The 15,941-nt window shown below is 74.2% G+C and carries 17 protein-coding genes; 4 read left to right on the top strand and 13 right to left on the bottom strand.

The window, feature by feature from the left end; all coding sequences use genetic code 11:
* Window positions 1-25: 25 nt before the first annotated feature.
* The gene (locus tag IH25_RS0112470) at window positions 26-496 is read right to left on the bottom strand and encodes a nuclear transport factor 2 family protein (protein ID WP_051753899.1); all 471 of its coding nucleotides are present in this window, start codon (window positions 494-496) and stop codon (window positions 26-28) included.
* Between the two features lie 57 nt (window positions 497-553).
* Here IH25_RS0112470 and IH25_RS0112465 point away from each other — a divergent pair, with 57 nt between their 5' ends.
* Window positions 554-1,123: a PadR family transcriptional regulator gene (locus IH25_RS0112465; protein WP_030607570.1), complete on the top strand. Its 570-nt coding sequence runs from the start codon at window positions 554-556 to the stop codon at window positions 1,121-1,123.
* Window positions 1,124-1,209: 86 nt separating this feature from the next.
* Here the strand turns inward: IH25_RS0112465 and IH25_RS0112460 are convergent, their stop codons facing one another.
* Both IH25_RS0112460 and IH25_RS0112455 read right to left on the bottom strand, forming a co-directional pair.
* Window positions 1,210-1,698, bottom strand: a complete 489-nt coding sequence (locus IH25_RS0112460; protein WP_030607568.1) for a cupin domain-containing protein — start codon at window positions 1,696-1,698, stop codon at window positions 1,210-1,212.
* Between the two features lie 43 nt (window positions 1,699-1,741).
* Window positions 1,742-2,893 carry an amidohydrolase family protein gene (locus tag IH25_RS0112455; protein WP_030607565.1) on the bottom strand — a complete coding sequence of 384 codons (1,152 nt, stop codon included), beginning with the start codon at window positions 2,891-2,893 and terminating at the stop codon, window positions 1,742-1,744.
* A 190-nt stretch (window positions 2,894-3,083) separates the two neighbouring features.
* Here IH25_RS0112455 and sigJ point away from each other — a divergent pair, with 190 nt between their 5' ends.
* Window positions 3,084-4,010, top strand: coding sequence for an RNA polymerase sigma factor SigJ (gene sigJ / locus IH25_RS0112450; RefSeq protein WP_030607561.1), 927 nt, complete (start codon window positions 3,084-3,086; stop codon window positions 4,008-4,010).
* Window positions 4,011-4,046: 36 nt separating this feature from the next.
* Here sigJ and IH25_RS0112445 read toward each other — a convergent pair whose 3' ends face one another.
* The 3 genes from IH25_RS0112445 to IH25_RS0112435 all read right to left on the bottom strand — a co-directional run bounded on the left by IH25_RS0112445 (window position 4,047) and on the right by IH25_RS0112435 (window position 9,326).
* Window positions 4,047-5,057: an SDR family oxidoreductase gene (locus IH25_RS0112445; protein ID WP_051753904.1), complete on the bottom strand. Its 1,011-nt coding sequence runs from the start codon at window positions 5,055-5,057 to the stop codon at window positions 4,047-4,049.
* A 112-nt stretch (window positions 5,058-5,169) separates the two neighbouring features.
* Window positions 5,170-6,279 carry an enolase C-terminal domain-like protein gene (locus tag IH25_RS0112440; protein ID WP_030607555.1) on the bottom strand — a complete coding sequence of 370 codons (1,110 nt, stop codon included), beginning with the start codon at window positions 6,277-6,279 and terminating at the stop codon, window positions 5,170-5,172.
* Entirely contained in the window at window positions 6,276-9,326 is a 3,051-nt protein-coding gene (locus tag IH25_RS0112435; protein WP_030607552.1) for an FAD-binding and (Fe-S)-binding domain-containing protein, read from the bottom strand. Before IH25_RS0112435 ends, IH25_RS0112440 begins: the two co-directional genes overlap by 4 nt.
* Window positions 9,327-9,449: 123 nt before the next feature.
* On the opposite strand from IH25_RS0112435, the gene IH25_RS0112430 reads away from it, so the two are divergent.
* Window positions 9,450-9,887 carry a MarR family winged helix-turn-helix transcriptional regulator gene (locus IH25_RS0112430; RefSeq protein WP_030607550.1) on the top strand — a complete coding sequence of 146 codons (438 nt, stop codon included), beginning with the start codon at window positions 9,450-9,452 and terminating at the stop codon, window positions 9,885-9,887.
* A gap of 155 nt (window positions 9,888-10,042) precedes the next feature.
* Window positions 10,043-10,627: an isochorismatase family protein gene (locus IH25_RS0112425; protein ID WP_030607548.1), complete on the top strand. Its 585-nt coding sequence runs from the start codon at window positions 10,043-10,045 to the stop codon at window positions 10,625-10,627.
* An 80-nt stretch (window positions 10,628-10,707) separates the two neighbouring features.
* On the opposite strand, the gene IH25_RS41600 is transcribed toward IH25_RS0112425, so the two are convergent.
* The 7 genes from IH25_RS41600 to IH25_RS0112390 all read right to left on the bottom strand — a co-directional run bounded on the left by IH25_RS41600 (window position 10,708) and on the right by IH25_RS0112390 (window position 15,937).
* The gene (locus IH25_RS41600; RefSeq protein ID WP_167346021.1) at window positions 10,708-10,884 is read right to left on the bottom strand and encodes a hypothetical protein; all 177 of its coding nucleotides are present in this window, start codon (window positions 10,882-10,884) and stop codon (window positions 10,708-10,710) included.
* A 165-nt stretch (window positions 10,885-11,049) separates the two neighbouring features.
* Entirely contained in the window at window positions 11,050-11,418 is a 369-nt protein-coding gene (locus IH25_RS0112415; protein WP_245172768.1) for a DUF6479 family protein, read from the bottom strand.
* A 48-nt stretch (window positions 11,419-11,466) separates the two neighbouring features.
* Complete coding sequence (locus IH25_RS0112410) at window positions 11,467-11,748, bottom strand: hypothetical protein (protein ID WP_030607542.1); 282 nt, start codon at window positions 11,746-11,748, stop codon at window positions 11,467-11,469.
* Between the two features lie 91 nt (window positions 11,749-11,839).
* On the bottom strand, window positions 11,840-14,260 hold the full coding sequence (locus IH25_RS0112405) for a SpoIIE family protein phosphatase (RefSeq protein WP_030607539.1): 2,421 nt from the start codon (window positions 14,258-14,260) through the stop codon (window positions 11,840-11,842).
* Window positions 14,261-14,324: 64 nt separating this feature from the next.
* Window positions 14,325-14,864 (bottom strand): choice-of-anchor K domain-containing protein, encoded by a 540-nt coding sequence (locus tag IH25_RS0112400; protein WP_051753898.1) that lies wholly within the window; start codon window positions 14,862-14,864, stop codon window positions 14,325-14,327.
* A gap of 185 nt (window positions 14,865-15,049) precedes the next feature.
* Entirely contained in the window at window positions 15,050-15,571 is a 522-nt protein-coding gene (locus tag IH25_RS0112395; RefSeq protein ID WP_030607533.1) for a GNAT family N-acetyltransferase, read from the bottom strand.
* Window positions 15,572-15,733: 162 nt separating this feature from the next.
* Window positions 15,734-15,937, bottom strand: coding sequence for an MbtH family protein (locus IH25_RS0112390; protein WP_014676677.1), 204 nt, complete (start codon window positions 15,935-15,937; stop codon window positions 15,734-15,736).
* Between the last annotated feature and the right edge of the window lie 4 nt (window positions 15,938-15,941).

Genomic DNA, 15,941 nt, shown 5'->3' with positions numbered 1-15,941 from the left:
TTCCAGGGGCGGCCGGGGTCCACGGCTACCGGTCGGCGGGCGCCGGTACGAGGCCGTCCGCGACCAGGCCCGCGAGGACCGCTTCCCCGAGGGCCCGGACGGCGGACAGCGGGCGGACCATGACGGTGAACTCCTTGATCCGGCCGTCGTCGTCGAAGTGCAGCAGGTCGATGCCGTGGATCTCCCTGCCGCCCGCCCTGGCCCGGAAGAGCAGCACCGCGGAGTCGGCGGAGGTGTCGTCGGCGCTGGTCCGCGCGGTGCCGGTGTAGTCGCCGACGTAACGGAAGTCCTCGAACGTGCGCAGCAGGACCCGGAACAGGCCCCGCACCATCGGCTTGCCCTCGAAGGGGGTGAACTTCACCGGGCTGTAGAAGCGGATGTCCTCGGTGAACAGGTCGTCCAGCGCCGCGAGGTCACGGCGGTTCACGGCAGTACGGAAACGGTCGGCAGTGGTCACGGCGCCCTCACCCTCATAGTCATGAATGTGACTAGTCATTTTTATGACTATCATGGTCCGAGCATCCGCGACAGAGGCAGGCAAGGAGACGGCCCGATGGCGCTACGGCACGCCGTGCTGGCGGCACTGCTCGACGGTGAGCTCAGCGGCTACCAGCTGGCCAAGGCGTTCGATCTCGGCGTGGCGAACTTCTGGTACGCCCAGCCGCAGCAGCTCTACGCCGAGCTGGCCCGGCTGGAGAAGGACGGCCTGATCGCGGGCCGCGAGGTGCTCCAGCAGTCGCGGCCCACCAAGCGCCTGTTCCGGGTGACCGAGGCCGGGCTGGCGGAGCTGGGAGAGTTCACGGCCGCCTCCGCCAAGCCCTCCTTCATCCGTGACGACCTGCTCGTCAAGGTCCAGGCCGCCGACCATGTCGACCCCGAGGCCCTGATCGCGCGGCTCTCCGAACGCGCCGCCTTCGCCCGGGCCAAGATCGACCTCTTCGGCAAGCTGCTGGGGGGCATGCGCGGTGACCGTACGGAGGAGGAGTTCCTACGCCACGGCGACCGCGTCGGCCCCTATCTGACGTGCCTGCGCGGCCTCGCCTTCGAACAGGGCAACCGGGACTGGTGCGAGCGCACCATCGCGGTCCTGCGGGAACGGCAGCGGGCCCGGGCCCGGCACTGACGCGACGTACCGTCGCGCGTCCCGGGCGGCCCCGCGCAAAAGCGGGTCGCCCGGGGGCCGTCCCGCTCACGCTGCCGGGCCTGCCGTCAGGGCCGGGGCTCGGACCCTTGTCGCGCGTCCTCCTCGTATGTGATGCCGTGCCGGCCGGCGATCCGGTTCAGCCGGGCCGGGTCGAGCCGGCCGTCGGTCATGAGGCGGGGTCCCGCCTCGATCATGTCCTCGACGAAGCACTCCCAGCCGCCGGGCGACGAGATCTGCAGCACGCGCGGCGGGCCGCCCGCCCCGGGGCTCAGGGCGTGGGGTTCGCCGCGGGGCAGCAGCGTGAACTGGCCCGGGCCGAGCGTGTGGGTGCGCTCCCCGATGGTCACCAGCAACTCGCCCTCCAGTACGTAGACGCTCTCGTCGGCGAGGTGGTGGGTGTGGCGGGGAACCGGGCGGCCGAGGACGACTTCGAGCAGCGAGAAGCGGCCTTCGGTGTCGGCGGTCGTGGCCTTGACGGCGTAGGCGGGCGGCAGCGGGACGCGGCCCGGCCGTGCCTCGCCGGCATCGAGCAGCAGGAAACGGTCGTACGCCATGGGGTGTTCGTTCCTTTCCTCGGGGGTCGGGAGTACGAGGGGTTCAGCGGGGCTGCCGGATCCCGCGCCGCCAGGCGGCGGTCACGCTGCCCAGGGCCGACATGTCCCGTACCGGGTCGCCGTCCACGAGGAGCAGGTCCGCGCGCAGACCCGGCGCGACGCGGCCCCGGTCGGTCAGGCCGAAGCGGTCCGCCACCGCGCTCGTGGCCGCGGCCAGCGCCTCTTCGGCCCGCAGGCCGCCCGCTCCGGTGAGCAGGGCCAGCTCACGGTGGAGGCCCGCGCCGTGGGCCGGCGCGAACGGGGTGGCGTCGGTCCCGGCGAGCAGCGGGACGCCGGCCTGGTGCAGCGCCCGCAGCGCCCCGACGGCGTTGGCGTAGTGGCCCGGGTGCGCGCAGCCGGCGGCGGCGCCGGGCTGCCGTGTGTCGATCGCCTCGAAGTAGGCGAGCGTGGTCACGACGAACACGCCCTGCTCGCGCACGCGTCGGGCGAGCCGGCGGGACGCCGGGTCCTCGGGCGCGACATCGGCCCACACATGGGCGAGGCCGTCGACGCCCGCGTCCAGCGCGACGGCCGCCTCCGCGGCGGTGATCGCGTGGGCGACGACCCGCAGCCCGGCGTCGTGCGCCGCCGCGGTGAGGGCGGCGGCGGCCTCGGGAGTCAGGGCGGGCAGCTCGGCGCCGTGCACCGAGCCGTCGTCGATGACGATCTTCAGGAAGTCGGCGCCCTCGGCGATCCGGGCCGCGACGAACGCCGGGGCCTGCGCCGGGTCGGTGACGGTGTCGAGGTCCGTCACGTCGCCCGGGTCGAGCACCGTGCCGGTCAGCGCCGCGATCAGCTGCGTCGGGTGCCCGCCCGGCGCGGTCGCGAGCGTGCCGGCGCTGCGCAGGTCGGCCACGTCGTCCCGGTCGGCCGCGAGCCGCCGGTGCCGGGCCAGTGGGCGCGGCAGGCAGAACATGTCGATCTCGGTGGTGACCCCGTACCGCAGGGCCTCGGCGAGACTGCCGTCGAACACGTGGGTGTGCGCGTCGATCAGCCCCGGCAGCAGTGTCCCGCCCCGCCCGTCCACCTCGGCGTCGGCCCGGCCGCCCGCCCCGGGGCCGACCGCGGCGACGATCCCGTCCTCCACGACCACATCGGTGGTCCCCCGGAGGTGTTCGCCGTCGAACAGCCGGGCACCGTGGATGCGCGTACGCATGGTGAAGCCTCCCTCTGGATGTCGTGGAGGCCCTTCCTCCCCGACGGCACCACAGAGCGGACTCCCGTCGGCCGCTGTGACATCGGCGGCCGTGTCCGTGGTGTGGATCACACCCGGCCGTCCCCGTGTCACACTCGCGGCGCGGCGGACCTCTTCGGTCGGAACACGGTCCGGGGCACAGGAGGAGCAGATGACCCCCACACCGCCGGGGTATCCGGCCGAAGACACCGTCACCGAGCAGTTCCTCGGCCACCGCGAGCTGCTGTTCTCGGTGGTCTACAACATGCTGGGCAGCGTCACGGACACCGAGGACACGCTCCAGGAGGTGTGGCTGGCCTGGGCCGCCCGCCACCGCGGTCCCGGCGCCGAGCCCGTCGACAACGCCCGCGCCTACCTCACACGTGTCGCGGTCAACCAGGCCCTCGCCCGCCGCGCCCACCTGAGCCGCCGCCGGGAGACGTACGTGGGCTCCTGGCTGCCCGAGCCGCTGCTCGTCGCGCGGGACGACGCGTCCGACGGCGCCGAGCGCGCCGAGGCGCTGTCGATGGCGGTCCTCGTCGTGCTCGAAACGCTGTCGCCGCTGGAGCGGGCCGTGTTCGTCCTGCACGAGGTGTTCGGCTTCGCCCACCCGGAGATCGCGCGGATCCTGGACCGCTCGCCCACCGCGGTGCGGCAGCTCGCCACCCGGGCCCGCCGTCACGTCCAGGCCCGCCGCCCGCGTCACCGGCCCCCGCGGGACCAGCACGCCCGGGTCACCGAACGCTTCGCCGAGGCCGCGCTGGGCGGGGACCTGCGGGCTCTCCTGGAAGTCCTCGCCCCCGACGTGACCCTGTGGACCGACGGCGGCGGCAAGGGCCCGGCGGTCAGCCTCCGGCCGGTGCACGGCCGGGACCGGGTCGCCGCCGTGTTCACGGCGGTCGCCCGTGCGCTGCCTCCCGGCAGCGTCGACATCCGGTACCGGCCGGTGGCCGGCGACCCCGGCGCGCTCGTCTTCTCCGGCGAAAGCCCGCTCGCCGTCGTGGTGGTGGACCTCGCCCCGGACGGCGAGCACATCGCCGGCGTCTTCTCGGTCACCAACCCGGACAAGCTCGCCGGCATCCACGCTCCCCGGCCTTGACGCCCGGCCACCCCGATGACGAGGAAGGGCTCCGGTCTAGGCGGCGCGCCCCGTCAGACGGCGCAGTGCGCGGGTGGTGCCCAGCAGGGCGGCGCCGGCGCCGAGGGCGGTGGCCGCGGGGTGCCGGACCAGGGTCTCCTGCCAGGAGCGGCGGTGCGCGGTGTCGTCGAAGGCACCGTGCGCGCCCTGGTCGTCGGCGGGGGTGCGGTCGACCGGTTCGAAGAGGTTGTCCAGGTGGGCCGGCGGGATGCTGTCGGTCTGCTGGGAGTCGAAGCCGGTGCGGGCCAGATAGCGGTCGAGCAGGGCCGGGAAGAGCCGGTTGGCCCAGAGGGTGGCGACGGTGGAGGCGCCGACGTAGTACTGCTTGCGGCGCGGGTGGTCGGCCGCGTACAGCACGCCCCGGGCGGCCACCTCGGGCTGGTAGATCGGCGGGACCGGCATGGGGTGCTTGGCCAGCCGGGAGCGGACCCACTCGAACTGCGGGGTGTTGACGGCGGGCATCTGGGCGACGGTGATGTGCACGTTGCTGCCGCGGTGCAGCAGCTCGGTGCGCAGGGAGGAGGTGAAGCCGTTGATGGCGTGCTTGGCGCCGCAGTACGCCGACTGGAGCGGGATGGAGCGTTCCCCGAGCGCGGAGCCGACCTGCACGATCGTGCCCCGGTCGCGGGGGAGCATGCGCTTCAGGGCGGTGCGGGTGCCGTTGACGAAGCCGAGGTAGGTGACTTCGGTGACCCGTTTGAACTCCTCGGCGGTGATCTCGTCGAACGGCGCGAACACCGTGGCGAACGCGCAGTTGATCCAGACGTCGACCGGTCCGAACGCCTGCTCCGCGGCCTCGGCCGCCGCCTCCAGCTGCGCCGGGTCGGCCGCGTCGGCGGCGTGGACCAGGGGACGGCCGCCGAGCGCCGCGACCTCGTCGGCCGCCGCCTGGAGACCGCCCTCGCCGCGTGCGACCAGGACGACGTCGGCGCCGCGCCGGGCGTACAGCCGGGCGGTGGCGCGGCCGATGCCGGCGCTGGCGCCGGTGATGACGACGGTGGGGGGCATGTCCTTCTCCTCTTCCAGCACAGTGTCCCGCGCGATGTCCGGCACGGTGTACGACACGATGTCCGGCACGGTGTACGAGACGGTGTACGGCGCGGTGTCCCGCGCCTGGGTCTCATCCCGTCCGGTACGGCGCCGCCCGCTCCTCGGCGAGCGTGAGGCCGAGTCCGGGTGCCCCGTCGGCGCCCGGGGTGACGCTGCCGCCGGCCGGGTCGAGAACGCCGTCGAACAGCAGGTGCTCGATGCGGACGTGGTCGTGGAACCACTCCAGATGGCGCAGGTTGGGCACGGCGGCGGCAGCGTGGGCGTGGGCGTGCGGCGCGCAGTGCCCGGAGATGTCGGTCCCGCGCGCGTGGGCGAGTCCGGCGGCGCGCAGCCAGACGGTGATGCCGCCGCACCGGGTGACGTCGGCCTGGAGGCAGTCGACGGCTCCGGCGGCCAGCATGTGCTCGAAGTACGGCAGGGTGTAGCCGTATTCGCCGGCGGCCACGTCGAGCGGGATCCGGTCGCGGATGCCGGCGAGGACGGTGAGGTGGTCGGAGGAGACGGGTTCCTCGAACCAGGTGACGCCCTGGTCGGCGAGCGCGCCCGCGACCCGTACCGCCTGACCGCCGGTGTAGCCGCCGTTGGCGTCCACGTACAGCTCGGCCGCGTCTGCGATGGCCGCCCGCGCGCGGGCGACGCGTTCCAGGTCGCGGTCCTGCCGGGCGCCCCACGACTCCCCGATCTTGATCTTGACGCGGGGGATGCCCTGGTCCTCGGCCCAGCCGCGCAGCTGGCGTTCCTGCCGGCCGGCGTCGTAGGTGGTGAAGCCGCCGCTGCCGTAGACCGGCACATCGGTGCGGGCGGCGCCCAGCAGGTGGACGAGGGGCAGGCCGAGCAGGCGGGCCTTGAGGTCCCACAGGGCGATGTCCACGGCGGCGATCGCCTGGGCGGCGAGGCCGGGCAGTCCCGCGTTGCGCACGGCCCGGCACATCAGCTCGTTGGCGCGCGGCACGTCGTAGGCGGGCAGGCCGGTGACGGTGCCGGCGAGTAGTTCGCGGACGAGGTGGGCGGTGGCGGCGGGCGCGTAGGTGTAGCCGAGCCCGGTGGTGGTGCCGGAACGGGCGGTGACCAGGACGAGGGTGGTCTTGTCCCAGGCGAGGGTGCCGTCCGCCTCGGGGGCGTCGGTGGGCACGGTGTAGACGGCGGTGCCGATCGCGTCGACGGCCGGCCGGTCGCTCATGCGTACCTCCCGGGCCGGCGCCGGCCGCGCACCGCGGCGGCGGTGCCCGCGGCGAGGGCGGCCACCAGGGCCGCGGTCGCCCAGCCGGCCGTACGGGACGGCTCGGCGGGGCGGACGGCCAGCCGTTCGGGCCGGTCGCCGGGCAGGTTGCCGTCGAGGGCGAACGCGAGGGCCTCGGCGAGGTGCAGCGCGCGGCGGCCGGTCGCGCCCTGCTCGATCTGGGTGCGGCAGCTGAAGCCGTCGGCGAGGACGAGGCTGTCCGGGGCGGCGGCGCGTACGGCGGGCAGGACGCCCAGTTCACCGACGGCCAGGGACACCTCGTGGTGGCCGCGCTCGAAGCCGAAGTTGCCGGCCAGGCCGCAGCAGCCCTCGTCGAGCACCTCGGCGTCCAGGTGGGCGCGGCGCATCAGTTCCCGGTCGGCGTCGGACTTCATGACGGCGTGCTGGTGGCAGTGGGTCTGCACGGTGGCCTGCCGGGCCAGCCGGGGCGGCTGCCAGTCGTCGGGGGCGTGGTGGACGAGGTGTTCGGCGAAGGTGCGCACCTGCCCGGCCAGCCGCTGGACGTCCTGGTCGCCGGGCATCAGCTCCGGGGCGTCGGCGCGGAAGACGGCCGTGCAGGAGGGTTCCAGGCCGATGACGGGCGTGCCGGCCTCCAGGTAGGGCCGCAGCACGCGGAGGGTCCGGGTCAGCACCTTCTTGGCGGTGGCGAGCTGGCCGGTGGAGATCCAGGTCAGTCCGCAGCACACCGGTTCGGTGGGGACGGCGACGCGGAAGCCGGCGTCCTCCAGGACGCGGACGGCGGACCGGGCGATGGCGGGGTGGAAGTAGGTGCTGAAGGTGTCCGGCCACAGGACGACCGTGCGCGGGTCGGCCGGGTCCGGCTCCGGCCGGTCGCGGGACCGCCACCACTGGACGAAGGACTCCTCGGCGAACACCGGTGCCTCGCGGGCCGGGTCGACGCCGGCGAGCCGCTTGCCGAGACCGGCCAGGCCGGGCGCGTGCAGCGCGGAGTTCACCAGCCGGGGCGCGGTGCGGCTGAGCCGGGCCCACAGCGGCAGCCAGCCCATGGAGTAGTGGGCCATGGGGCGTGCGCGGCCCGCGTAGTGGTGGGACAGGAACTCCGCCTTGAGGGTGGCCATGTCGACGCCGGTCGGGCAGTCCGACTTGCAGCCCTTGCAGGCCAGGCAGAGATCGAGCGCGTCGTGGACGGCGGTGGAGCGCCAGCCGTCCTCGACCACGGAGTCCGGGTGCCCGCCGAGCATCTCGAACAGCAGCCGGGCCCGCCCGCGGGTGGAGTGCTCCTCCTCCATGGTGGCCCGGTAGGAGGGGCACATGACGCCGCCGGTGTGGCCGCGGCAGTTGCCGATGCCGACGCAGCGCATCACCGCGCGCTTGAAGGAGTGTTCGTCCTCGGGGAAGCCGAAGTGGGTGGCCGGGGTGGCGGGCCGCCAGGCGGGGCCGAGCCGCAGCTGTCCGTCGACCGGGTTCGGGTGGACGACCTTGCCGGGGTTCATCCGGTTGCCGGGGTCGAAGAGCGCCTTCAGCTCGCCGAACGCGGTCACGAGCCGCTGCCCGAACATCCGGGTGAGCAGTTCGCCCCGGGACTGGCCGTCCCCGTGCTCCCCGGACAGGGAGCCGCCGTAGGAGGAGACGAGGTCGGCGGCGCGCTCCGCGAACCGCCGGAAGACGGCCACGCCTTCGGCGGTACGCAGGTCGAAGGGGATGCGGGTGTGCACGCAGCCCTGCCCGAAGTGGCCGTACAGGGACGGGTGGTCGTAGTCGAACTCGGCGAACAGGTCCTTCAGGTCGCGCAGATAGTCGCCGAGCCGTTCGGGCGGTACGGCGGAGTCCTCCCAGCCCTCCCAGGTCTCCCGGTCGTCCGGCGGGCGGGCGGTCACGCCGAGCCCGGCCTCGCGGGCCCTGAGCATCTTCTGCTCGCGTTCGGGGTCGTCGGAGAAGGCGACGTCCGGGTCCCTCTCCTCGCGGCCGAGGGCGTGCAGCAGCGCGTGCGCCTGTGCGTCGACGTCCTCCTGGCTGTCACCGCTGTACTGCACCATCAGCCAGCTGTCGCCCTCGGGCAGCACGGCGAGCGAGTCCAGGAAGGCGCCCTCCTCGCGCATCAGCTGGGCCATCCGGCCGTCCAGGGCCTCCAGTTGGGTGGGGTTGCAGTGCTCCAGCAGGCGGGGTACGTCGGCGGCGGCGGCGCAGATGTCGTCGTAGCCGAGGACGAGCAGGGACTGGTGCGCCGGCACGGGCACGAGGTCGAGTTCGGCGCGCAGGACGGTCACCAGGGTGCCCTCGCTGCCGACGAGCGCCTTGGCCACGTCGAAGCCGTTCTCGGGCAGCAGGGAGTCCAGGTTGTAGCCGGAGACGCGGCGCGGGATCTTCGGGTAGCCGCGGCGGATGTCGGCGAGGTACTCGGTGGCGATACGGTCCAGGCCGGCGTAGATCTCGGCCAGCCGGCCGCCGCCGGCGATGATCCGCTCCCGCTCGTCGGGCGGGGTGGGACCGACCCAGGCGCGCTGCCCGTCGTAGGTGAGGATCTCCAGCCGGCGGACGTTGTCGACGGTCTTGCCGTAGGCCTGGGCGGAGGCTCCGCAGGAGTTGTTGCCGATCATGCCGCCGAGCGCGCAGTGGCTGTGGGTGGACGGCTTGGGCCCGAACTGGAGCTTGTGGCGGGCGAGTCGCCGGTTGAGTTCGTCCAGGACGATGCCGGGTTCCACCACGCAGGTGCGCCGTTCGGGGTCGACGGAGAGCACACCGGTGCAGTACTTGCTCCAGTCGATCACCACGGCGGTGTTGGTCGACTGTCCGGCGAGGCTGGTGCCGCCGCCCCGGGAGAGGACGGGGGTGTCGAAGCGCGCGCACACCGACACCGCGCGGGCGCCCGCCTCCACGGTACGGGGCACGACGACGCCGATCGGAGGCTGCCGGTAGTTGGAGCCGTCCGTCGCGTAGGCACCGCGGCTGCCCGCGTCGAAGCGGACTTCGCCGTCCACCTCGGCGCGGAGGGCCGCCTCCAGGCCGGACCTGTCCGCAGGGGTCATCTGCGCTCCTTGGTTGCACCGTGCTGGCCTGTCCGAGGCCCGGCGAGTACCCCGGCGAACAGTCAGCCAAAACTGAACAGTTTGAACTGGACAGTTACGGCTGCCGGACATAGCCTGGCGCGCATGGCCGACATCTCCGACTCCGCCACCCGCGCCGCGCGTGATCTGCGCGTGGTCTTCAGCCGGCTGCGCCGCCGCATCCGCGAGGTCGCGCAGGACACCGACCTCAGTCCCTCGCAGGAGTCGGCGCTCACCCTGGTCGGCAAGCACGGCGCGGCCACGGCCAGCGCGCTCGCCGCCGCCGAGGGGGTGCGCCCGCAGTCCATGGCCGTGACCCTGGCCGCGCTGGAGCGGCACGGGCTGATCCGCCGGGCCCCCGACCCCGACGACGGCCGCCGCCAGCTGGTCACCCTGACCGACACCGGCCGGGCCCGCGTCGAGGGCAACCGGCAGGTGCGCGAGGAATGGCTGGCCCGTGCCTTCCAGGACCGCTACACCGAGGAGGAGCGGCGGACGGTCCTGGCGGCGCTGGAGCTGCTGGAGCGGCTGTCCGCGCCGTGACCCCGCGGCGTACGGCACGGGACGGCATGCAGTCCGGTCACGCGCCTCGCCGGCCACGATGTGCCCTCGCCGCGCCCTCCCTCCCGGCCGTTCCCTCGCCCGGCTCACCCCCGAAGCATCGAAGCACCCCAAGCACCCGAAAGGCCCGACCGACCATGTCGCTCAGCACGCTCGACCCCCGTACCGCCCTTGTCGCGATCGACCTGCAGAACGGCATCGTGGCCATGCCCACCCAGCCCCGCCCGGGCCCCGAGGTCGTCTCCCGAACCGCGGAACTCGCCGACGCCTTCCGTTCGCACGGACTGCCGGTGGTGCTGGTCCGGGTCTCCTTCGCCGCCGACGGTGCGGACGCGGTGCCCGGCCGCACCGAACGCCAGGCGCGCGGGCTCGCCTTCCCTAAAGGGTGGGACGTCGTCGTGGACGAGCTGTCCGGCCACCCCGGCGACATCCGGGTCACCAAGCACAACTGGAGCGCCTTCCACGGCACCGACCTGGACGTCCAGCTGCGCCGCCGGGGCATCACCCAGATCGTGCTGACCGGCATAGCGACCAGCATCGGGGTGGAGTCCACCGCCCGCGACGCCTACGCGCACGGCTATCACGTCACCCTCGCCACGGACGCCATGGCCGACGCCGACCGCGAGGCGCACACCAACAGCGTGGAGCGGATCTTCCCGCGGCTCGGCGAGACCGGCACGACCGCCGAGATCGTGGAGCTGCTGGCCAAGACCCGCGGCTGACCCGCGGCTGACCCGCGGTCGCTTACGGGGGCGCGCCCGGGGGTGGTCCCTCCCCCGGCCGCCTCGCGCTCAGGGGGCCGTCAGTCCTCGCCGCGCACGATGGTGTCCTCGGTGTCCGGGCCCGGCCACCGCCCGGTGGTGCGGTCCAGGACCGCGGGGAGGCAGGTGCGCGCTCCCCGGTCCCGGCGCCGGCGGGCCTGGGCCCAGCCGGTCTCCGCGTAGGGTATGGCCGGTTTCGTGTCCGCGTGCGCGGTCATGTCGTTCGTCGTCCTTCCCTGTCCCGCGCGGGGCGGGAGCCGTCGCCGGGGCCGCCGCGGGCCCGGCGGAGTGATGCGGGGCCGGCCGGGTGCCCGCGCGGACGCGGGCCGGTCCCGCCGAAAAGTCGCCGGGGCGATTCCGCGCCGGGGCGGTCCCGGGCCGGCTCAGGTGCGGCCGCCGCCGCCACCGCCGAAGGACCCGCTCGACCCCGGCGTCCAGCGGGGACGGCTCTGGTCGGCGGCGCGCTTGGTGCCGACGTTGCCGAGCTGGTGCGGGGTGAGGCGTTCGCTCTCGTCGCCGGCCCGGGGCACCTCGTCGGGCTCCCGGACCTCGCGGGTCTCGCGCACCGGTCCGCCCGGCGGCATCTTGGGCTGCTCGTCCGGGCGCGGCGGCGCGGGCTCGCGCTCACGCACCTTGGCGCCGAGCCGGAAGGCCCAGATGATTCCCGCGACGAGGGCCACTCCGGCGATCAGGATCAGGACGTATCCGAAAGCCTGCGCGCCCGTGGCCGCTTGGTACATGGCAGTGTTCATGAGCGCCGGGTACCCGGGGGCGGGCGGCGAATGCCTGGTCCGGCGGCCCTACGGCGCTCCGTCCTGCCCGTCGGCCGCCGCGCGCTCCACCTCCGCCTCGACCTCGGCCCGGGGCCGGCCCGTCTGCCTGGCGTACTCGCTCACCGCCGTCTGCACATCGCGGGCGAGGTCGCGCCAGGCGCGCAGGGCGGTCTCGTAGGTGCCCGCCTGGACGCCGGTCAGCCGCTGCTCGGCCGGCGGACCGTAGGCCTCCCGCAGCTCCTGGACCTGGGCCTGGGCGGCGTCGGCCGCGCGCTGTTTCGCGACCAGTTCTTCGAAGTTGTGCGACACGCCAACCGACCTTAGGCAGCTTCGGCGCTCCCGCCCAGAGCGACCTGCCGGAAGCGTCCGTACGCGGCCGTACCCGCACCCGAGTGGCGGGTCAGCCGCCGGTCACCAGCTCCGCCCACACCTGTTTGCCGCCGCTGACCGGCACCGTGCCCCAGGCCGCCGACACGGCCTCCACCAGCCGGATCCCCCGGCCGCCGGTGGCCTCCCAGCCGATGCCGGCGGGTTTGACGGGGCCGCGCGGGGAGGAGTCGGTGACGGCCAGCCGCAGCCGGTGGCCGGCCAGGTCGAGGTCGAGCCGGACCGGGCCGCCGGTGTGCACGAGCGCGTTGGTGACCAGTTCGGAGACCACCAGCAGGGCCGCGTCGACGGTGTCCGGGGGCAGCTGCCAGGCGCGCAGGGTGCGCCGGGTGAAGCGGCGGGCGTGCCGGGCCGCCTGCGGTACCCGCCACACCGTCCAGCTCTCCCGCAGCGGTCGTACGGCCATGCCGTCGTAGCGCATCAGCAGCAGCGCCACGTCGTCGTCGCGCTGGGCGCCGGCGAGCAGCGCGTCGGCGACCAGGCCCAGGTGGCCGGGGTCGGCGGCGGCCAGTTCGCGGGCCAGCCGGTCCATGCCGGTGTCCAGGTCCAGGCCGGACGATTCCACCAGGCCGTCGGTGGTCAGCGCGATCACCGTGCCGGGCCGCAGGCGCAGCGGGGTCATCGGGTACTCGGCACGGTCGAGCACACCGAGCGGCGGGCCGCCTTCGCACCGCACGATCTCGGCGGTGCCGTCCGGGTGGCGCAGTACCGGCTGCGGATGGCCGGCGCGTACGCACCAGGCGGTGCCCTGCTCCATGTCGACGTCGACGTAACCGCAGGTGGCGAAGAGGCCGGTCTCCATGTCCAGCAGCAGCCGGTTGGCGTGCGCGACGACCACGTCCGGGGGGTGGCCCTCGACGGCGTAGGCGCGCAGCGCGGTGCGCATCTGGCCCATCAGGGTGGCGGCGCCGGCGTTGTGGCCCTGGACGTCGCCGATGACGAGGGCCACGTGGTGGTCGGCGAGCGGGATGACGTCGTACCAGTCGCCGCCGACCTCCAGGCCGGCCGTGGTGGGCAGATAGCGGGCGACGGCGGCCCCGCCGGGCAGCCGGGGCAGCCGGCGGGGCAGCAGGGTGCGCTGGAGCATGCCGACGAGTTCGTGCTCGGCGTCGAAGGCCTGGGCGCGCAGCAGGGCCTGACCGGTCAGCGCGGCGCACGCGGTGAGCAGGGCGCGTTCGTCGGGGGCGAAGTGGTGCGGGCGGTCCCAGCCGATCAGGCAGGCACCGGCCATCCGGCTGCCGGCGGGCAGCGGCAGTACGGCGAGGCCGCCGGGGCCGACCTCGCCGAAGGCGGGCTCCAGCGCCGAGCCGGCGGGCCAGATCCGGGCGCGGCCCGCGCGCAGCGCGGCGGCCAGGGTGGGCATGGCGCGCACCGGGGCGTCGGGCCACTCGGTGCGCCATTCGCTGCGCCACACCTCGGGCCAGGCCTCCGGTTCGGGCGGGTCGAGGACGGTGACGACCAGCCGGTCGTTCTCCAGCTCGGCCAGGGCGATCCGGTCGGCCTGGAGGGGTTTGCGCAGGGCGGCGACGACGGCCCGGCCGACGTCCTGGACGGTGCCGGCGGTGGCGAGGGAGGCGGCGAGCCGCTGTACGCGGGCGACGTCGGTGCCGTCCGAGCGCAGGGTGGAGGCGTCGACGACCGTGCCGACGAGCCGGGCGGGGCGGTCCTCGCCGCGCGGCAGCAGCCGGCCGCGCAGCCGCAGCCAGCGAGGCGGGCCGGCGGGCTGCAGGATACGGAACTCCAGTTCCCGTTCCCCGATGGTCATGTGGTCGGCCTCGACCACGGACATGAGCGCGGGCAGGTCCTCGGGGACCGTGCGGGCGAGCAGGGTCTCCACCCGGCCGTCGAAGGAGTCCGGGGCGATCCCGAACAGCCGCAGGAGCTCCGCGCCGGCCTCCATCCGGCCGGTGTCCATGGCCAGCCTGAACGCGTCGGCGGCGAGTTCCCCGGTGTCGGCGGCGACGGCCGGGGCGGGTACGGGGATCGCCCGGGCGATCAGCTCCAGACAGGCGCGGTCCTCGGGGCCGAAGCCGCCGGGGCGATCGCCGACGACCAGCAGGCATCCACCACCCGGCGGACCGAGCGGCAGGGCGGCCATGGCCGGGGTCGTGGGCTGTGGGGCGGGAGTGAGCCAGAGAGGGCGGCCGGTGCGGTGGGCCTCGGCGACCGGGGAGGCGCCGGACGTCGGGTAGCCGTCCGGCAGTCCGTACAGGGAGCGGGGCAGGCCGGCCGACTCGGCGAGGCGGAGCAGCGCGGGGTCGTCGCCGGGCGCGTACACACCGGCGAAGGAGGCCCCGGCGAGGACCAGTGCCTGTTCCAGGATGCGGCGGAGCCGGTCGGGGGCGGCCGGGGACGCCTCCAGCGAGGCGAGGGCGGCTTCGGCGCGCCGCGGCGCCGTCCCCGCTCCGCCGGTCGCGGCGCCCTCTCTCACCACCTCGCCATTACAGCGCGGGGCGACGGCCCGCGCAGCCCCTGTGCGCGGGCCGGCCCCCGGCGGGTCAGGATTCCACCGGGGCCCTGCGCTGGAACCGGGCGAAGATCCAGGCGTTGTCCGACCCGCCCTCCTTGACGTCGAAGCTGGTCGCCGTCCTGGTCTCCGTCAGCCTTCGGAATCCGGTGATCTCCACGTCGTACTCGACGTTGTCGATGTAGACCCTTTCCGGCTCCCGGAATTCCTGTAGCTGGACCGCGTCGTTCGGGTGTGCGCTTTGGTTGGGTGTCTCGTCATGACGGAAACGCAGATTGATGTCGTGGTTGAAGTTCCCGTTCTCGAAATGCACCGTGACCGTGAGGTACACCCAGAACTGCGACTGCCCCGACAGCAGGACCGGGTAGTTGTGGTGCGTGAACTGGCCTATCGGGAATTCCCGGCCGTTGAGGATCGCCTCCACGGGGTGGCCCTCGAAGTCGTAGCCGCTCACAGCGCCGCCGGCGGTGGCGGGCTGCCCCCATCTGATCTGGTTGGTGTGGACGCCCGTGAGACCCGGAAGGTCCACACTGGTCCCCGTGAATTTACCGCTGGTCTCGATGAGCCCCATTGCGGGATTCCCCTTTCCCTGGGCTGCGCGGAACGCGTTTCCCGCCGTATTGCTCCCGGATTCCGGGAACAGGTCGGCGCCACTCTACGAGACGGGGCCCAGGGTGATGAAACGAGAAAACCGGACAAACGGAGAGGGTGCCGACCGGAAACGGCCGACCCGCTCATCCCGGGTCCCGGGCCGGGTCATCCCGGATCCCGGGTCGGGATGACGAGCAGCTTGGTGACCGAGCCGTCGTCGCCGACGACGTCCCGGACATGGCGGAAGCCCAGGCGGCGGCACATGGCCAGGCTCGCGGTGTTCCCGGCGCCCACCATGCCGTACGCCTCGGTGAGGCCCAGGTGGTCGGCGGCGTGCCGGAGCAGGCCGCGGACCACCTCGCCGCCCAGGCCGCGTCCCCAGTACGCGGGGACGAGCGCGGTGACCAGTTCGTGGCCGTCGACGTTGCCGGTCGGCTTGACCTCGGCGTGGCCGACGTACGTGCCCTCCAGCCACAGGCCCCACACGTCGAACCGGCGCTGGGGGTAGACGTCGGTGAGGATGGCGCGGAACAGCTCGCGCAGCTGCGGTTCGGGCACGAGGTCCTGCCCCATCCAGCGGCACACCTCCTCGTCGCGCAGCAGGGCGACGAAGTCGTCCTCGTGTTCGGGCCGGTAGGGGAGGAATTCCAGGCGTTCGGTGCGCAGGACGGGGGTCTCGGGTGTCATGGCGGGCTCCTCGGGAGTGATGCGGTGCGGCGGGGCCGAGGGCGGTGGGGCGCCGGTGCCGCGCGGGCGGAGGGACGGCGGTGGGGCGCCGGTACGCGACTGCTGTGCGGGGGGGGCCGGGCCGGCGCGTGGCCGGCCCGGCGGGTCCTGGCGGTACGGCGGTCAGGCGCCGGCGTTCTCCATGCGCTCGCGCAGGCTCTTGGGCCGCATGTCGGTCCAGACCTCGTCGACGTAGGCGGAGCACTCGGCCTCGGTGCCCTCCTTGCCGACGGGCTGCCAGCCGGCGGGCACCTCGATGTCGACGGGCCAGAGGGAGTACTGCTCCTCGTCATTGCGCAGCACCTGGTAGCGGGTGTTCTCGTCCATGTCG

The organism is Streptomyces achromogenes subsp. achromogenes, from assembly GCF_000720835.1.
GTDB lineage: Bacteria > Actinomycetota > Actinomycetes > Streptomycetales > Streptomycetaceae > Streptomyces > Streptomyces achromogenes.
The sequence above is the reverse complement of the archived record's forward strand: the minus strand, read 5'-3'. Positions and strand labels throughout refer to the sequence as shown.